The sequence below is a fragment of the Bartonella vaga genome (assembly GCF_037070895.1).
Lineage (GTDB): Bacteria > Pseudomonadota > Alphaproteobacteria > Rhizobiales > Rhizobiaceae > Bartonella.
In genome coordinates, this window is record NZ_JAYMZK010000001.1 from 195,123 (window position 1) to 211,174 (window position 16,052).

A 16,052-nucleotide genomic window follows, 5' to 3' on the forward strand; every position below is an offset into this window, starting at 1 on the left:
GGAGACGGAATAAAGTGTTCCGGAGAGGTATATGGCAAGGCAGGACGAGATAAACAGTCTTTTTGCACAAACGTCTTTTCTGTATGGTGGAAATGCAGATTATATAGATCAACTTTATGCTGAATATGAAAAAGATCCCACCAGCGTGGATTCACAATGGCGTAGTTTTTTTAAAAATCTTCAGGATAATAAAGAAGATGTACTCAAAAATGCTGAAGGAGCAACTTGGCAACGTAATCATTGGCCATTAAAGGCAAATGGTGAGTTAGTTTCTGCTCTTGATGGAGATTGGTCTTCTCTTGAGCAATATTTTGGTGATAAGTTAAAGAAAAAAACGACATCCGGTGCTGCAGAAAAGGGAGAAATCTTTAGCAAACAAGATGTTATTTTAGCAACACGCGATTCTGTTCAGGCACTCATGATGATTCGTGCTTTTCGAGCACGAGGGCATCTTCGTGCACAGCTTGATCCTCTTAAATTAGCAGAAAAAATTGAGGATTACAAAGAACTGTCTCCGGAAGCTTATGGATTTACTCCTGCTGATTATGAGCGTCCAATTTTTATTGATAATGTTTTAGGGGTGGAATATGCAACTATTCCCCAGATTCTCGAGATCCTCAATCGTATCTACTGTTCGACGATTGGGATGGAATATATGCATATTTCTGATCCTGTCCAAAAAGCATGGCTTCAAGAGCGTATTGAGGGATCAAATAAGAACGTTGTCTTTACTCAGAAAGACAAGAAGGCTATCCTTAACAAACTTATTGAAGCAGAAGGGTTTGAGCAGTTTTTAGATATAAAATATAAAGGAACAAAACGTTTTGGACTTGATGGTGGTGAAGCGTTAATTCCTGCTCTTGAACAGATTATTCAATGCGGTAGTGCTTTAGGTGTACAGGAAATTGTTTTAGGGATGGCCCATCGTGGTCGTTTAAATGTTCTTTCACAAGTTTTTGCAAAGCCACATCGAGCTATTTTTCATGAATTCAAAGGTGGATCTTATAAGCCAGATGATGTAGAGGGATCAGGTGATGTCAAGTATCATTTAGGAACTTCAACAGATCTTGAATTTGATGGAAAAAAGGTGCATTTATCGCTTTTGGCTAACCCATCTCATCTTGAAATTGTTGATCCAGTTGTTATTGGCAAGGCCCGTGCTAAACAAGACAAACTTGCCGGCTCTATGTACGCTGATGAGCTGCCATTAAGCGAGCGTTCAAAAATCTTGCCGTTACTTATTCATGGTGATGCTGCTTTTGCAGGACAAGGTGTAATTCAGGAAACTTTTGGACTTTCAGGCCTTAAAGGTTATAGCGTTGCGGGCTCTATACATGTGATTATCAATAATCAGATTGGTTTTACAACAGATCCACGCTTTTCACGCTCTTCGCCTTATCCGTCAGATGTGGCAAAAATGATTGATGCGCCAATTTTCCATGTAAATGGTGATGATCCTGAAGCTGTTGTCTTTGTTGCAAAATTAGCAACAGAATTTCGTCAAATTTTTCATAAGTCAGTTGTTATTGATATGTTCTGTTATCGTCGTTTTGGACATAATGAGGGCGATGAGCCTTCCTTTACACAACCTCTTATGTATAAAGCTATCCGTAATCACCGGACTACCCTCCAACTTTATGGAGATAAGTTGGTAGCGGGAGGTGTGGTTTCTTCAGAAGAAATTGAACAACAGAAAAAACTATGGCGCGATAAGCTTGAAGTTGAATTTGAAGCGAGTGCTTCTTATAAACCCAACAAAGCTGATTGGCTTGATGGAAGTTGGACGGGGCTTAAAGCTTTCAGTAATGCTGATGAGCAATATTCTAAAACGACAGGTGTTGAGTTAAAAGATTTAAAAGAAATTGGTAAAAAGCTTGTAGAAATACCAGCAGATTTCCATGTTCATAAAACCATCCAGCGTTTTTTAAACAGCCGGGCTAAAATTTTTGAAACCGGTGAAGCTGTTGATTGGGCAACAGCCGAAGCTTTAGCTTTTGGTTCTCTTTGTTCAGAAGGAGCGCCAGTTCGTCTTTCCGGTGAGGATGTTGAACGTGGAACTTTTTCACAACGTCATTCAGTTCTTTATGATCAAGAAAATGAAGCGCGTTATATCCCTTTAAATAATTTGAAAAAGGGACAAGCTTTTTATGAAGTTGTTAATTCTATGCTTTCTGAAGAAGCTGTTCTTGGTTTTGAATATGGATATTCCCTTGCTGAACCAAGGGGATTAACGCTTTGGGAAGCACAGTTTGGTGATTTCTCTAATGGTGCACAGGTCATTTTTGACCAATTTATTTCATCTGCAGAGCGTAAGTGGCTTCGCATGTCTGGTCTTGTTTGTTTGTTGCCTCATGGTTTCGAAGGGCAAGGGCCAGAGCATTCTTCAGCACGTTTAGAACGTTTTCTTCAACTTTGTGCGGAAGATAATATGCAGGTTGCTAATTGTACAACCCCTGCAAATTATTTTCATATTTTACGTCGGCAAATTAAACGCGATTTCCGTAAGCCTTTAATTTTAATGACACCAAAATCACTTTTGCGTCATAAACGAGCAGTTTCTTCTTTAAGTGAGATGGGAGCAGAAACGAATTTTCAGCGTGTATTGCTTGATGATGCAGAATGTCTCAAAAATTCTGCCATCAAATTGCAGAAAGATAATAAAATTCGCCGTATTGTTCTTTGTACGGGCAAGGTTTATTACGATCTTTATGAAGAACGTGAAAAGAGAGGCATTGATGATATCTACTTGCTTCGTATTGAACAGCTTTATCCTTTCCCAGCGAAAAATTTAGTGAATGTATTGTCACGTTTTTTACAAGCGGAAGTTGTTTGGTGCCAAGAAGAACCAAAAAATATGGGGGCTTGGTCATTTATTGAGCCTTATTTAGAATGGGTTTTGACACATATTAATGCACAATATTCACGTGCACGTTATGCAGGGCGTCCTGCAAGTGCATCACCAGCCTCTGGGTTGATGGTGAAACACCTTGAACAGCTTGCTGCGTTTCTTGAAGATGCATTAGGCTCTTAATTTATTATTACTCTGATGTATGGAAAAAATATTATGACTACTGAAATCCGTGTTCCTACTTTGGGTGAATCGGTTACCGAAGCAACGGTTGGTAAATGGTTTAAAAAACTTGGCGAAGCTGTTGCTATGGATGAGCCCTTAGTTGAATTAGAAACTGATAAGGTAACAGTTGAAGTTCCTTCGCCTATTGCGGGAAAATTATCTGAAATCATTGCAAAAGAAGGCGATACAGTTGAAGTGAATGCGCTCTTAGGGGCAGTTGAAGCTGGAGTTTCAGGTATTTCTAAATCACCATCATCTTCTAAAGTACCTGTTCCAGCGGTAACATCTGAATTGGAACAGTTATCTTCGAGTGATACAATGCCTCCTGCACCTTCAGCAGCAAAATTGATGGCTGAAAATAATATTGCAAAAAGCGATATTTCAGGTTCTGGAAAACGTGGACAAATTCTCAAGGAAGATGTTCTGAATGCCTTGGCACAAGGAACAAAAGCACCTGCTCTTATGGCTTCTACAGCCAGCTCTTCCTCCAGCTCTTCAGTTGTTGCTACTCAGGAAATGCGTGAAGAGCGGGTTCGTATGACAAAGTTACGTCAAACAATTGCTCGTCGTCTTAAAGATGCACAGAATACAACAGCAATGTTAACCACATTTAATGAAGTTGATATGTCTGCTGTGATGGATTTACGCAAGCGTTATAAAGATCTTTTTGAAAAGAAGCATGGTGTTAAGCTTGGTTTTATGGGATTTTTTACTAAGGCTGTTTGTCATGCATTAAAAGAACTCCCTGCTATCAATGCAGAAATTGATGGGACAGATATTGTTTACAAAAACTACGTCAATGTTGGAATCGCTGTTGGAACAGATAAAGGACTTGTTGTTCCAGTGGTTCGTGATGCAGATCAGATGTCTTTGGCAGAAATTGAAAAAGAGATTGGCCGTCTTGGCCGCCTTGCTCGTGATGGAAAATTGGCAGTTTCTGATATGCAAGGCGGGACTTTTACCATTACAAATGGGGGAGTGTATGGCTCGTTAATGTCCACGCCAATTTTGAATGCACCACAGTCTGGTATCTTGGGTATGCATACGATTAAAGAACGAGCAGTGGTTGTTGGGGGACAAATCGTGATCCGACCTATGATGTATTTGGCGCTTTCTTATGACCATCGTATTGTAGATGGACAAGAAGCTGTCACTTTCCTTGTACGTGTTAAGGAAAGTTTGGAAGATCCGGAACGCCTTGTTCTTGACTTGTAAAAGTACAGTTTTCAAGATGAAAGGAAAAATGGATGTCTTATGATGTAGTTGTAATCGGAGCGGGTCCAGGAGGTTATGTAGCAGCAATCAAAGCAGCGCAATTGGGTCTTAAAACAGCAATTATTGAAAAGCGTATGACACTTGGTGGCACATGTCTTAATGTTGGTTGCATTCCTTCTAAGGCATTATTACATGCTTCCGAAGTGTTTGCTGAGGCGCAGCATGGATTTGAAACACTCGGTATTTCTATTTCAAAACCTAAGCTTAATCTTGAGCAGATGATGACGCATAAAAAAGCTGTTGTAACAGCCAATACCAGTGGTATTTCTTTTTTGATGAAAAAGAATAAAGTTGATACTTTTTTTGGTACAGCTAAAATTTTAGGCGCAGATCAAATTGAAATTGTTGCTAGGGATGGTCATAAACAAAAGATTGCAACAAAGAATATTATTATTGCTACGGGTTCAGCAAGTTCAAGCGTTCCAGGTGTAAGTGTTGAAGTTGATGAGAAGGTTATTGTATCTTCTACGGGAGCGATTGCTCTTGAAAAAATACCAGCGCGTATGATTGTTGTTGGAGCTGGTGTTATTGGTTCAGAGCTAGGTTCGGTTTGGAGCCGCTTAGGCGCTAAAGTTACTATTATTGAATATCTTAACAAAGTTTTAGGATCAATGGATGGTGAAGTTTCACGACAGTTCCAAAAAATAATGGAAAAACAAGGAATTGAATATAAGACTGGTACAAAGGTAACAGCCATTACTCGATCTGGTTCAAGTGCTCAGGTGAGTTGTGAAGCGGTTAAAGGTGGTGCATCTGAAACTTTAGACGCTGATGTTGTACTTATTGCTACTGGGCGTTCTCCCTATACAGAAGGTCTTGGTTTGGTGGAAGCTGGGATTCAATTGGATGAACGCGGCTTTATTGCGATTGATGCGCATTGGCAAACGAATGTTCCAGGAATTTATGCGATTGGTGATGTTGTTAAAGGACCAATGTTAGCGCATAAAGCAGAAGAAGAAGGTGTTGCTGTCGCTGAAATTTTGGCCGGTCAAAAGGGACACGTTAACTTTGATGTTATTCCTAGTGTTGTTTATACACAGCCAGAAATTGCTAGTGTAGGAAAAACAGAAGAAGAACTTAAAGCTTCTAGTATTGATTATAATGTTGGCAAATTTCCATTCATGGCCAATGGTCGTGCACGTGCTATGCAACAAAGTGATGGATTTGTTAAAATTCTTGCTGATAAAAAGACAGATAGAGTTTTGGGTGGGCATATTCTTGGATTTGGTGCTGGTGAAATGATACATGAAATTGCAGTTTTAATGGAATTTGGTGGTTCATCAGAAGATCTAGGACGTTGTTGCCACGCGCATCCTACCTTGTCAGAAGCGGTGCGGGAAGCAGCTTTAGCAACATTCGCTAAACCTCTTCATATTTAAGTTTTCTTTTAGAGGTTACGGTGCTTTTAAAAAACTAAAAGATACTTTTCTGTGACTTTATTGTTATGTGTTCTTGGAAAAACCGCTCTGAAAAGAGCGGTTTTCTGTATCTGAAACTGATATATAAGAAAAGTTTAAAACTGTAATTTTTTATCTTCTTGTCGTTCTCTTATATAAGTAGAAAGACCCATATAATCCAGATATTTTAGGAAGGGATGTGGTGGTAATTCTTCTACATTGACCATGGTTTTAACATCCCATTCACCGGTAGCAATAAGAATGGCTGCTGCTGCTGCTGGTACACCAGCTGTATAAGAAATACCTTGTGAACCTGTTTCATTGAAAGCTTGTTTGTGATCGGTTATATTATATATGAAGACTTCTCTTGATTTGCCATCTTTTTCACCTTTAACGAGATCTCCAATACAGGTTTTTCCTGTATAATCAGGCGCTAAAGAGGAAGGATTAGGTAAGACAGCTTTTACGACTTTCAAAGGGACAACTTCTTGGCCTTCTGCCGTTTTTATGGGCTGTTCGGATAAGAGTCCAAGATTTTTCAAAACTGTAAAAACAGTTATATAACGTTCACTAAATCCCATCCAGAAGCGGATGTTCTTAACATCTAAATTTTTAGATAATGAGTGGATTTCATCATGTCCTGACATGTAGGCTGTTTGCTTTCCAACAACGGGTAGATCCCATTCATGGCTAATTTCAAACATTTTATTGGAAGTCCACTTTTTATTTTGCCAGGACCACACCTGCCCTGTAAATTCTCGAAAATTAATTTCTGGATCAAAATTGGTAGCAAACCAGCGTCCGTGGTTTCCAGCATTAATATCAATAATATCAATATCAGTAATTATATCGAAGTAGTCATCACGTGCAAGTGCTGCATAAGCATTAACAACACCAGGATCAAAGCCTGCTCCCAAAATAGCAGTTATCCCAGCTTTTTCACATTCTTGACGCCGAGGCCATTCATAATTGCTATACCAAGGAGGTGTTTCACAAATTTTTAGAGGGTCTTCGTGAATTGCGGTATCGATATAGGCACATTTTGCTTGAATACAAGCTGAAAGAATAGACATATTAAGAAAAGATGACCCAACATTAATGACAATTTCGCATTTTGTTTTTTTAATAATTTTTACAGTTTCTTCCACATTCATTGCATCGAGCTCATGACCTTGAAGAGCCCCTTGTTTTTTCATAGTGTTTTTTTCTTTTATAGAAGCAATGATGGCTTCACATTTTTGGAGTGTTCGTGAAGCTATATGAATTTCACCAAGAATATCGTTGTTTTGAGCACATTTGTGCGCAACAACTTGTGCAACACCTCCAGCACCAATAATGAGAACATTTTTCTTCATCGTAGGTTTATCTCCTTTTCAATAGTGTTGTATGTTATTTTTCTATGAAAGACTTTTTTGATAATCACTGTAATTAAACTGGTGTTGAAGTTTTAGTGTACCATCAAACTCTTTGATGACAATGGCAGGCATTGCGATACCATTAAACCAGTTTTTTTTGACCATTGTATAACCTGCAGCATCTTGAAAAGATAGTTTGTCACCTATTTTTAGAGGTTTAGGAAACTGAAATGTTCCAAAAATATCACCAGCAAGGCAAGATTTTCCGCAGACCATAATTTCGTAAGGTCCCTGATTTGGTTCTAATTTGGCATTTTCACGATAAATTAAAAGATCAAGCATATGTGCTTCAATGGAACTATCAACGATCGCGAGGTTTTTTTCATTATACAATGTATCAAGAACACTTACTTCTAGTGTAGTGCTTTTAGTAATAGCAGCTTCTCCTGGTTCTAGAAAAACCGTCACACCATGAGTTTTTGAGAAATGTTTTAAGCGTTCTGCAAAAGCTTCTAGAGGATAATTTTCAGCTGTGAAGTGAATTCCACCGCCAAGGCTTATCCAGTCAACTGCAGCGAAAAGTTCTGCAAATTTTTCTTCCATGCGATTCAGCATTTTATTAAAAAGATTAAAATCTGCGTTTTCGCAATTGTTGTGGATCATCAATCCATTAATAAAGGGTAGAACTTCTTTAATAGTGCTCTGATTAGTTTCTCCTAAGCGGCTAAAAGGTCTAGAGGGATTGGCGATATCAAAATTAGATGCGCTGATTCCTGGATTTAACCTTAGTCCTCGTTGAATGTTTTTTGTTGCATCAGCAAAGCGTCGAAGTTGTTGAATGGAGTTAAAAATAATTTTATCTGCGTAACTACATGCTTCATCAATTTCATGATCTGCCCAGGCGACTGAATAGGCATGGGTTTCTTTGCCGAATTTTTCTCTTCCTAAACGCAGTTCATAAAGGGACGATGATGTGGTTCCATCCATAAACTCAGACATTAAATCAAACAAGCTCCATGTGGCAAAACATTTCAGAGCAAGCAAGATTTTTGCTCCAGACAGTTCACGTAAGCGAGCGATAATTTCCATATTTTTTATCAGCTTGGATTTATCTATAAGATAATAGGGAGTTCTTATCATTGTTTATCTGTTCTCTTTTTAAGGATCTTATTGCTAAGATTAACGTTTAGTACAAAGAGCGACAGAATATCTCAAGGGAAAAGAATATTTTTTTGTCTAGCGGTAAAAATATTTTCTGTAGCTTCGTTTTATTTTTATTATTTTGAGATTTGTGTTATGTGTATGAAAAGAAAATTATATTACGCTTTGGCTTTTATATCTGGTAGCAGTTTTTTCATTATAATAAACAATATTGTTGATTTAGTACAAAATAAGGGTGAAGCCGAAGCAAAAGTAGCCTCTCAAGTTTTTATTCAAAAGAATTCGGTTCCTTTAATTTTTACAGGACGTAGGGAACTTAATGGTTTTAAAGGTTATCATCATTATCGGAGTGGTTATCGTAAGTATAAAGATAATTGGTGGTATCCTGAAGCAGCCTTTGTTGTATTTCCAGATATAAATACAAAACTTGCGTCATCAAAAGCCGTACTAGAGAAAAAAAGAATGTTGTTAACCCCTCCTTTGGAGAAAAAAGAGCCATGGATGCTTAAAAAGCATATAGAATCTTGTCATGAGCGCTATCGTTCTTACAATAAAAATGATAATAGCTATCAACCTTTTCATGGGCCTCGTAAGGCGTGTTTTTCACGTTTTTTTAAAGGATAAAAATTATCCAATATAAAAACTCTTTGAGATGTTTGTATGTTGAGAAATTTTTTACACAATAATTTTTTTTGAGAATTCAAAATACTTTTAAGTTTTATTAAAACTTATTATCGTAAGTGCAAGATGGGGATGACAATATAGGTTTTTATTTTTGTCGGTGACAAAATATTAAGAGCATAGTGGAGCCTTAAAGAATGACAACACGGGAAGCAATATTGATATTGCTGATTTTGTTGCCCTTTTGTGGAAGTATTGTTATTAGCTTTTTTCGTTCAACAGCAAAAAATAATGAAGCTTGGTTTGCTGGTATTATTGCACTTTTTAGCCTTCTTTTTACAATAATACTTTATCCTGCAGTTCATGGAAACCGCGTAGTGCGTTTAGATATTTCGTGGCTTCCAGAATGGGGAGCTGATTTGATCCTCCGTATGGATGGTTTGTCGTGGCTTTTTTGCTTACTCATTACAGGAATTGGATTACTTGTTGTTGTTTATGCACGTTACTATATGGATCCGGCAGATTCTGTGCCACGTTTTTTTTCTTTTTTTCTGGCCTTTATGGGTTCAATGACAGGGATAGTCTTATCAGGTAATCTCATTTTTTTGGTTGTTTTCTGGGAACTTACTAGTATTTTTTCTTTTTTGTTGATCGGTTATTGGTACCATAATGCGAGTGCGCGTGAGGGTGCACGTATGGCTTTAACGATTACAGGTTTTGGTGGTTTTTTCCTTTTTATTGGAGTTTTATTGATTGGCCACATCGTCGGCAGTTTTGATTTGGATAAGGTGTTACGGTCTGGAAACCTGATTCGGTCAAGCCCCCTTTATAGTTATGTTCTTATTTGTATTTTATTAGGGGGATTAACAAAAAGTGCGCAGTTTCCATTTCATTTTTGGCTGCCCAATGCAATGGCTGCTCCAACACCTGTATCATCTTATTTGCATTCGGCGACAATGGTGAAAGCAGGATTATTTTTGCTTGTTCGTTTATGGCCTGTGCTTTCTGGGACAGAATCTTGGTTTTGGCTTGTTGGCTTTTCAGGACTCTCCACATTGTTGCTCGGTGCCTATTTTTCCATGTTTCAGCAAGATTTAAAAGGACTGCTTGCTTATTCAACCATTAGTCATCTTGGATTGATTACTACGCTTTTAAGTCTTGGTAGTCCACTCGCATGCGTTGCGGCAATCTTTCATATGGCTAATCATGCTACTTTTAAAGCTTCTTTGTTTATGGCTGCTGGCATTATCGACCATGAGACAGGGACACGTGATATGCGTAAGCTGACAGGTCTTTATTGTTCTATGCCGATTACAGCAACTCTAGCTTTAGTAGCGAGCGCAGCGATGGCAGGAGTTCCTTTATTGAATGGCTTTTTATCAAAAGAGATGTTTTTTGCTGAAGCGGTTGAAACGCATATGGAATCATGGCTTGATTGGATTGCGCCTTACGTGGCAACGCTGGCTAGCTTGTTTAGTGTAACCTATTCTATACGTTTTATTCATGGCGTCTTTCTAGGCTCAAAGCCTGTTAATTTACCAAAAACTCCACATGAACCTCCATATTTTATGCGTTTACCAATAGAACTTTTGGTGTTTATTTGTTTGGCGGTTGGTATTTTTCCCAATTTAACGATCGGGCCTATCTTGGATAATGCGGTTGTATCTGTTTTAGGGCCCATAACAATTCCTTATAATTTGGCTGTTTGGCATGGAGTTAATACTCCATTGATGATGAGTTTTGTGGCTTTATTAGGAGGTGGATTGCTCTATGTTGTTGGGTTTCGTTATTTTTTATCCTGTGATGATGGGCCTCCTTTTTTTCGTCACTTAAAGGGAACTCGTATTTTTGAACGTATTCTTGTGATCATTTCTTGGAAATGGGCACGTGCGGTGGAATCTACTTTTTCAACAAGACGTTTGCAAATGCAGTTACATTGGATTTTTCTGCTGTGTTTTGCATTTGTTGGTTTTTTGCTTTGGTGCAATGGTTTAATTTTAGAAGGTTCGTTTTCGTTTTTCCCGCTTGATATTCCTTTTCTCGTTTTTTGGTTAGTTGGTGGATTGTGCGCGATTTTAGTTGCTTGGAAAGCAAAATTTCATCGTCTTACCTCCCTTATGCTCTTGGGGGGAGCGGGTCTGATGATTTGTGCAACATTTTTATGGCTTTCTGCCCCTGATTTAGCAATAACACAGTTGGTTGTTGAAGTTGTAACAATTGTTTTATTATTGCTTGGTTTACGGTGGTTACCTAAGCGTTTGCATTATCCCAATCCAACGCCTGTTCATTTTTTGGTGCGCTTGCGTCGTATCCGTGATTTCGCCATAGCCCTTGCGGGAGGTGCTGGTGTGGCATGGCTCTCATTTGCTATGATGACACGCCCTAAAAGTGCGACAGTTTCTGATTTTTTTCTGACACATGCTTATTCGAGTGCTGGTGGTCGAAATGTTGTGAATGTATTGTTGGTGGATTTTCGCGGTTTTGATACCATGGGAGAAATTGTGGTTTTAGGGGTTGTTTCACTTACTGTTTTTGCTCTTTTACGGCGCTTTCGTCCTGCTCCTGAAAGTATTAATACTTCTTTGAAAAAAGAGACTGATGTAGATTTTGATACCGAAAAGTTTGATAAAAACATTGAGGATACAATGTCAAATTATTTAGCTGTTCCTGCTGTTATTATGTCTTGGCTTTTTCCGGTTATTATTGCTTTTGCTGTTTATTTATTTTTGCGGGGACACGATCTTCCAGGAGGAGGGTTTGCAGGTGGTGTGACTTTAGCTATAGGAATTATTTTACAATATCTTGCACGTGATATTCGGTGGGTGGAAAATCATTTGAAAGTTTTGCCTTTGAGGTGGATGGGCTTTGGCTTGCTTTTGTCAGTAGTAACGGGTATGGGATCTTGGTTTTTCGGGTATCCTTTTTTAACGTCCTTTTTTCAATATATTCACCTCCCATTTCTTGGAAATATTCCTATAGCATCTGCTTTTTTATTTGATTTTGGTGTATTTTCTTTGGTGTTAGGAGCAACTGTTCTTATTTTAATTGCACTTGCACATCAATCAATTCGCAGTTATCGAATCGGTAAAAAACCGAGTGTAAAAGAGAAAAAAAGCTAATGGAAATAGTTCTTTCTTTAGGTATTGGCATTCTTGTCGGATCAGGTATTTGGCTTCTTTTGCGTCCACGAACTTTTCAGGTAATTCTTGGTTTGTCTTTACTCTCCTATGGTGTCAATCTTTTCATATTTGCAATGAGTAGACCACGTGATAGTGCTGTACCAATTGTTGATCCATCCACTATAATCAATCCAGCTTATTATGTTGACCCTCTTCCACAGGCTTTGGTTTTGACTGCAATTGTAATTGGTTTTGCAACGACAGCTTTATTTTTGGTTATTCTTTTGGTTTCACGCGGTTTAACAGATTCAGATCACGTTGATGGACGTGAGGTGCAATGATGAAAGTTGAGATGCATCATCTCCTTATTTTGCCTATTCTTTTGCCTTTAATCACTGGAGCGATTCTTCTTTTCTATGATGAACGCCGTTCGAAACTTAAATCATTTATTAGTCTTTCTTCTTCAGGACTATTGATTGTTATTGCTTTTTTGTTAGTTCTACGTACTCTTGAAATAGCACCGGCTTCGGATGTTTATAGGCTTGGTAATTGGCCCTCTCCCTTCGGAATTGTTTTAGTTCTTGATCGCTTAAGTGCCATGATGCTTTTGCTTTCTAGCTTTTTGATAACTGCCGCATTAGTTTTTTCACAGGCTCATTGGTACAAAGCTGGTTCTCATTTTCAATCATTAATGCAATTTTTTATGGTGGGGATAAATGGTGCTTTTTTGACCGGTGATTTATTCAATTTATTTGTATTTTTTGAAGTCATGTTAACGGCTTCTTATGGGCTTGCTTTGCACGGTTCTGGTCAGTCACGCGTGCGTGCAGGGTTGCATTATGTTGTGGTTAATCTTGTTGCATCGCTGTTTTTTTTAATTGGTACGGCACTCATTTATGGAATCGTTGGAACTCTTAATATGGCCGATTTAGCTGTCAAAATAAAATATATAGCTTCAACGGATATTGTTTTATTTGAAATAGGTGCTGCGCTTTTAGGTATCGTTTTTTTACTTAAAGTGGGTATGTGGCCGCTTAATTTTTGGTTGCTACCCACTTATAGTGCAGCAGCAGCGCCTGTTGGGGCTTCTTTTGTACTTTTGAGCAAGGTAGGTCTTTATATTATTTTGCGTTTAATATTGCTATGGTTTGGTTCTGAGAGCGGAAATTTTAGCCATTTTGGTCATACTGTTCTGTTTTATGGTGGTCTTGCCACCATAACTTTTGGTTTTATTGGGATATTAGCCAGCCAAGTTTTAGTGCGCTTAGCAGCTTATAGTGTTCTTGTATCTTCTGGCACATTGTTGACAGCGATCGGGGTGGGCAATACAGCGCTCATCGCGGGTGCACTTTTTTATATGGTTTCTTCAACTTTAGCACTTGGAGCTTTTTTTCTTTTGGTGGAGTTGGTTGAGCGCTGTCAAGATGTAGCTGCTAATGTTCTGGCTGTCACAATGGAGGTGTATGGTGATGATGAAGAAGATGAAGAAGATGAAGTTGGTACTTATTTGCCAGTAACTTTGGCAATTCTTGGAGCTTGTTTTGGGATCTGTGCTATTTTGATTATTGGACTGCCGCCTTTTTCTGGTTTTGTTGCTAAATTTATGATGTTCATGGCAATTTTAAATAACAGTAAAGAGAGTTTTTCTTCTTCTACGCTGGTTTTACATGATTGGCTTTTTTTGGCTTTTGTCACAATATCTAGTTTTGCATCTTTGATCGCTATGACACGAATAGGTATTCGAACTTTTTGGGTTTCTCTTGAAGGTAGGATTCCACGTGTGCAGATGATCGAATTTGCACCTATTGCAGTTCTTATTTTTTTATGTTTTCTTGTGACGATTATAGCAAATTATGCTGGCCATTATATGTCTGAAACTGCCAAAACCTTGAAAAATCCTCAGAATTATATTGGGAGTGTTTTAACAGATTTTTCTCTTGAAAATAGGAAGATGAATCGATGAATCATTTTTTCCCTTATCCTTTTTTTAGTAGCTCGATTGTTTTTATGTGGCTGATCTTAAACGGTTGTAATTTAGGACAATTACTTTTTGGGATTATGATTGCTTTGTTGTGTGGTTGGATGATGCGGTTTCTTGAGCCAGAAAAAGTTACCATTAAAAATTGGAGTGCAGTTTTTTGTTTAATTTTTCGGCTGTTTATAGATTCTATAGTCTCAAATATTTCTGTTGCTTGGTTTATTTTGACAAAAAGATATAGAGAGCAGCAGTCTTGCTTTGTTGTTGTACCTCTTTTGCTCAAGAGCCGCACTGCTTTAGCTGTTTTAGCATGTATCCTCTCAGCAACTCCAGGAATCGTTTGGATTTCCTATAATAGAAAAAATAGTGAACTTTTACTTCATGTATTGAATTTTAAAAGAGGATATAATTATCAACAGTTGATTAAACAGCGATATGAGCAGTTACTTTTGGAGATTTTTTAATGGGTATGATGATCCTATTTTGGGGTTTTTTTCTTTCACAGAGTTTTTTAAGTTTAGCGATGATTCTTGCTCTGTTTCGGTTGATTCGTGGCCCACGGGCGCAGGATCGGATTGTTGGGTTGGACACTCTTTATATAACCACTATCCTTTTGTTTCTTACATTTGATATTCGTTCCGGAACAACTATTTACTTTGTAGCAACCCTCATTGTTGGGCTTTTAGGGCCTGTATCAAGTATTGCTTTGGCAAAGTTTTTAATGAGGGGAGAAATTATTGAATGAGGGATGATGTATCGCTCACGGTTGCTATTGCTGTTACGGTTTTTTTAATATTGGGGTCTGGTCTTACATTGATTGGGACAATCGGCTTGGTAAGATTTTCCAATTTTTATAAACGTTTACATATGCTTTCTCTGAGTACGGGTTGGGGTACCGGCAGTATTCTCATTTCTTCGTTTCTTTATTCCACGTTTGTGGATCATCATTTTGTGTTTCATGAAATATTATTGATGATTTTTTTATTTGTGACGATACCTGTGTCCTCTATGCTTATTTCACAGGCTGCAGCTTATCGACAATATTTAGAAAACAAATCAGAAAAACCGCTGGCTCTTTTATTTCCTCAAACAGAAGAACAAATACACGAATCAGAAGAAAAACCATATGATAAGAGCCAGCGTAATCTTTAATATATAATAGCCTTTTTTATTCTGTGCCTTTTTCTTCTATACAGTGTATAGGCTTTTCCTCATTTGGGTCACTAATCAGGTTATAAAATGAGGCTTCGTTTCTTTTTGTCCACCAAACATATGGTCCTCCCACATATTTTGCTCCGGAAGCAGCAATGACATTGGAGCCGATAATGCGGTTCCCTTTCCATTTGAAATCAACTAACGCAATATTGTCGGCATTGTGGTATATTGCTTCAACACGCTCTTTACTTGTTCCCGTATCACATTGATAAACAATGGTCTCTGTTGTTGGTTTTGGGTTGTCTGGTACCTCAATGATTAGAGAACCAGCAAAAGCATTGACTGAACCGAAGAATGATAAACTTAAAGTTGTAAAAAGTTGTACAATAAAAAAAGTTTTTTTCATAATTTTCCCTTAGTTTTTTAGAATAGTAATGTTTCTTCATCTTTACAGAGGATAGGTTTTTTCTCTTCTGGATCGTTAATAAGATCATAAAGTGTCACTTTATTGTCAGCCTCCCACCAGATATACTGGCCCCCTGCATATTTTGCTCCCGTAGCAGCGATGACATTAGCAGCAATTACGCGATTACCTTTCCATTTGAAATCAACCAACGAAATATTTTCAGCTTTGAGATAAATTGCTTCAACACGTTCTTCATTTATTCCTGTATCACATTTATAAACAACAGTCTGTGTTTTTGGTTCTGGATTATCTGGTACTTCAAGGATTAAAGAACCAGCTAAGGCATTGCCTGAACTAAAAAGCCATAGGCTTGAAGCGGCTAAAAATTCTAAAATACATAGAGTTTTTTTCATAGTGCTTTCCTATATTACGCAGAAGAATGACTGACTTTATGGTGTCTACGGCAGGATTCGAACCTGCGACCCCAGGATTCATACCACTTCGATTTTCAC

At 38.0% G+C, this 16,052-nt stretch carries 14 protein-coding genes; 10 read left to right on the forward strand and 4 right to left on the reverse strand.

Annotated features, from left to right (window positions below; all coding sequences use genetic code 11):
- Positions 1-31: 31 nt before the first annotated feature.
- Genes WCP76_RS00765 through lpdA form a run of 3 tightly spaced genes read left to right on the forward strand, consistent with a single transcriptional unit; the run spans position 32 to position 5,727 of the window.
- Positions 32-3,031, forward strand: coding sequence for a 2-oxoglutarate dehydrogenase E1 component (locus WCP76_RS00765; protein ID WP_336293782.1), 3,000 nt, complete (start codon positions 32-34; stop codon positions 3,029-3,031).
- Between the two features lie 33 nt (positions 3,032-3,064).
- Positions 3,065-4,288, forward strand: coding sequence for a 2-oxoglutarate dehydrogenase complex dihydrolipoyllysine-residue succinyltransferase (gene odhB / locus WCP76_RS00770; protein ID WP_336293783.1), 1,224 nt, complete (start codon positions 3,065-3,067; stop codon positions 4,286-4,288).
- A gap of 32 nt (positions 4,289-4,320) precedes the next feature.
- A complete protein-coding gene (lpdA, locus tag WCP76_RS00775; RefSeq protein ID WP_336293784.1) occupies positions 4,321-5,727 on the forward strand; it encodes a dihydrolipoyl dehydrogenase in 1,407 nt (468 codons plus the stop codon).
- Positions 5,728-5,861: 134 nt separating this feature from the next.
- Here the strand turns inward: lpdA and WCP76_RS00780 are convergent, their stop codons facing one another.
- Together WCP76_RS00780 and WCP76_RS00785 are read right to left on the reverse strand one after the other, a co-directional pair.
- Positions 5,862-7,100 (reverse strand): saccharopine dehydrogenase family protein, encoded by a 1,239-nt coding sequence (locus WCP76_RS00780; protein ID WP_336293785.1) that lies wholly within the window; start codon positions 7,098-7,100, stop codon positions 5,862-5,864.
- A 42-nt stretch (positions 7,101-7,142) separates the two neighbouring features.
- Positions 7,143-8,240, reverse strand: a complete 1,098-nt coding sequence (locus WCP76_RS00785) for a carboxynorspermidine decarboxylase (RefSeq protein WP_336293786.1) — start codon at positions 8,238-8,240, stop codon at positions 7,143-7,145.
- A gap of 156 nt (positions 8,241-8,396) precedes the next feature.
- On the opposite strand from WCP76_RS00785, the gene WCP76_RS00790 reads away from it, so the two are divergent.
- The 7 genes from WCP76_RS00790 (at position 8,397) to mnhG (ending at position 15,131) form a co-directional block, all read left to right on the forward strand.
- Positions 8,397-8,885 (forward strand): BA14K family protein, encoded by a 489-nt coding sequence (locus WCP76_RS00790; protein WP_336293787.1) that lies wholly within the window; start codon positions 8,397-8,399, stop codon positions 8,883-8,885.
- 194 nt (positions 8,886-9,079) lie between these two features.
- Positions 9,080-12,001 (forward strand): monovalent cation/H+ antiporter subunit A, encoded by a 2,922-nt coding sequence (locus tag WCP76_RS00795; RefSeq protein ID WP_336293788.1) that lies wholly within the window; start codon positions 9,080-9,082, stop codon positions 11,999-12,001.
- Positions 12,001-12,342 (forward strand): Na+/H+ antiporter subunit C, encoded by a 342-nt coding sequence (locus WCP76_RS00800; protein ID WP_336293789.1) that lies wholly within the window; start codon positions 12,001-12,003, stop codon positions 12,340-12,342. Before WCP76_RS00795 ends, WCP76_RS00800 begins: the two co-directional genes overlap by 1 nt.
- A complete protein-coding gene (locus WCP76_RS00805; RefSeq protein ID WP_336294004.1) occupies positions 12,342-13,964 on the forward strand; it encodes a monovalent cation/H+ antiporter subunit D in 1,623 nt (540 codons plus the stop codon). The genes WCP76_RS00800 and WCP76_RS00805 overlap by 1 nt, the downstream gene beginning before the upstream one ends.
- A complete protein-coding gene (locus WCP76_RS00810; RefSeq protein ID WP_336293790.1) occupies positions 13,961-14,443 on the forward strand; it encodes a Na+/H+ antiporter subunit E in 483 nt (160 codons plus the stop codon). Before WCP76_RS00805 ends, WCP76_RS00810 begins: the two co-directional genes overlap by 4 nt.
- On the forward strand, positions 14,443-14,724 hold the full coding sequence (locus tag WCP76_RS00815) for a K+/H+ antiporter subunit F (RefSeq protein ID WP_336293791.1): 282 nt from the start codon (positions 14,443-14,445) through the stop codon (positions 14,722-14,724). Before WCP76_RS00810 ends, WCP76_RS00815 begins: the two co-directional genes overlap by 1 nt.
- On the forward strand, positions 14,721-15,131 hold the full coding sequence (gene mnhG, locus WCP76_RS00820; RefSeq protein WP_336293792.1) for a monovalent cation/H(+) antiporter subunit G: 411 nt from the start codon (positions 14,721-14,723) through the stop codon (positions 15,129-15,131). The genes WCP76_RS00815 and mnhG overlap by 4 nt, the downstream gene beginning before the upstream one ends.
- A 16-nt stretch (positions 15,132-15,147) precedes the next feature.
- Here mnhG and WCP76_RS00825 read toward each other — a convergent pair whose 3' ends face one another.
- The gene (locus tag WCP76_RS00825) at positions 15,148-15,540 is read right to left on the reverse strand and encodes an MliC family protein (protein ID WP_336293793.1); all 393 of its coding nucleotides are present in this window, start codon (positions 15,538-15,540) and stop codon (positions 15,148-15,150) included.
- Between the two features lie 17 nt (positions 15,541-15,557).
- Entirely contained in the window at positions 15,558-15,953 is a 396-nt protein-coding gene (locus tag WCP76_RS00830) for an MliC family protein (RefSeq protein WP_336293794.1), read from the reverse strand.
- Positions 15,954-16,052: the final 99 nt, after the last annotated feature.

What these genes read in the sequence shown, in the direction of transcription:
- WCP76_RS00765 (WP_336293782.1), top strand. Translation starts at nt 32, where the DNA reads ATGGCAAGGCAGGACGAGATAAACAGTCTTTTTGCACAAACGTCTTTT.
- odhB (WP_336293783.1), top strand. Translation starts at nt 3,065, where the DNA reads ATGACTACTGAAATCCGTGTTCCTACTTTGGGTGAATCGGTTACCGAA.
- lpdA (WP_336293784.1), top strand. Translation starts at nt 4,321, where the DNA reads ATGTCTTATGATGTAGTTGTAATCGGAGCGGGTCCAGGAGGTTATGTA.
- WCP76_RS00780 (WP_336293785.1), bottom strand. Translation starts at nt 7,100, where the DNA reads ATGAAGAAAAATGTTCTCATTATTGGTGCTGGAGGTGTTGCACAAGTT.
- WCP76_RS00785 (WP_336293786.1), bottom strand. Translation starts at nt 8,240, where the DNA reads ATGATAAGAACTCCCTATTATCTTATAGATAAATCCAAGCTGATAAAA.
- WCP76_RS00790 (WP_336293787.1), top strand. Translation starts at nt 8,397, where the DNA reads ATGTGTATGAAAAGAAAATTATATTACGCTTTGGCTTTTATATCTGGT.
- WCP76_RS00795 (WP_336293788.1), top strand. Translation starts at nt 9,080, where the DNA reads ATGACAACACGGGAAGCAATATTGATATTGCTGATTTTGTTGCCCTTT.
- WCP76_RS00800 (WP_336293789.1), top strand. Translation starts at nt 12,001, where the DNA reads ATGGAAATAGTTCTTTCTTTAGGTATTGGCATTCTTGTCGGATCAGGT.
- WCP76_RS00805 (WP_336294004.1), top strand. Translation starts at nt 12,342, where the DNA reads ATGAAAGTTGAGATGCATCATCTCCTTATTTTGCCTATTCTTTTGCCT.
- WCP76_RS00810 (WP_336293790.1), top strand. Translation starts at nt 13,961, where the DNA reads ATGAATCATTTTTTCCCTTATCCTTTTTTTAGTAGCTCGATTGTTTTT.
- WCP76_RS00815 (WP_336293791.1), top strand. Translation starts at nt 14,443, where the DNA reads ATGGGTATGATGATCCTATTTTGGGGTTTTTTTCTTTCACAGAGTTTT.
- mnhG (WP_336293792.1), top strand. Translation starts at nt 14,721, where the DNA reads ATGAGGGATGATGTATCGCTCACGGTTGCTATTGCTGTTACGGTTTTT.
- WCP76_RS00825 (WP_336293793.1), bottom strand. Translation starts at nt 15,540, where the DNA reads ATGAAAAAAACTTTTTTTATTGTACAACTTTTTACAACTTTAAGTTTA.
- WCP76_RS00830 (WP_336293794.1), bottom strand. Translation starts at nt 15,953, where the DNA reads ATGAAAAAAACTCTATGTATTTTAGAATTTTTAGCCGCTTCAAGCCTA.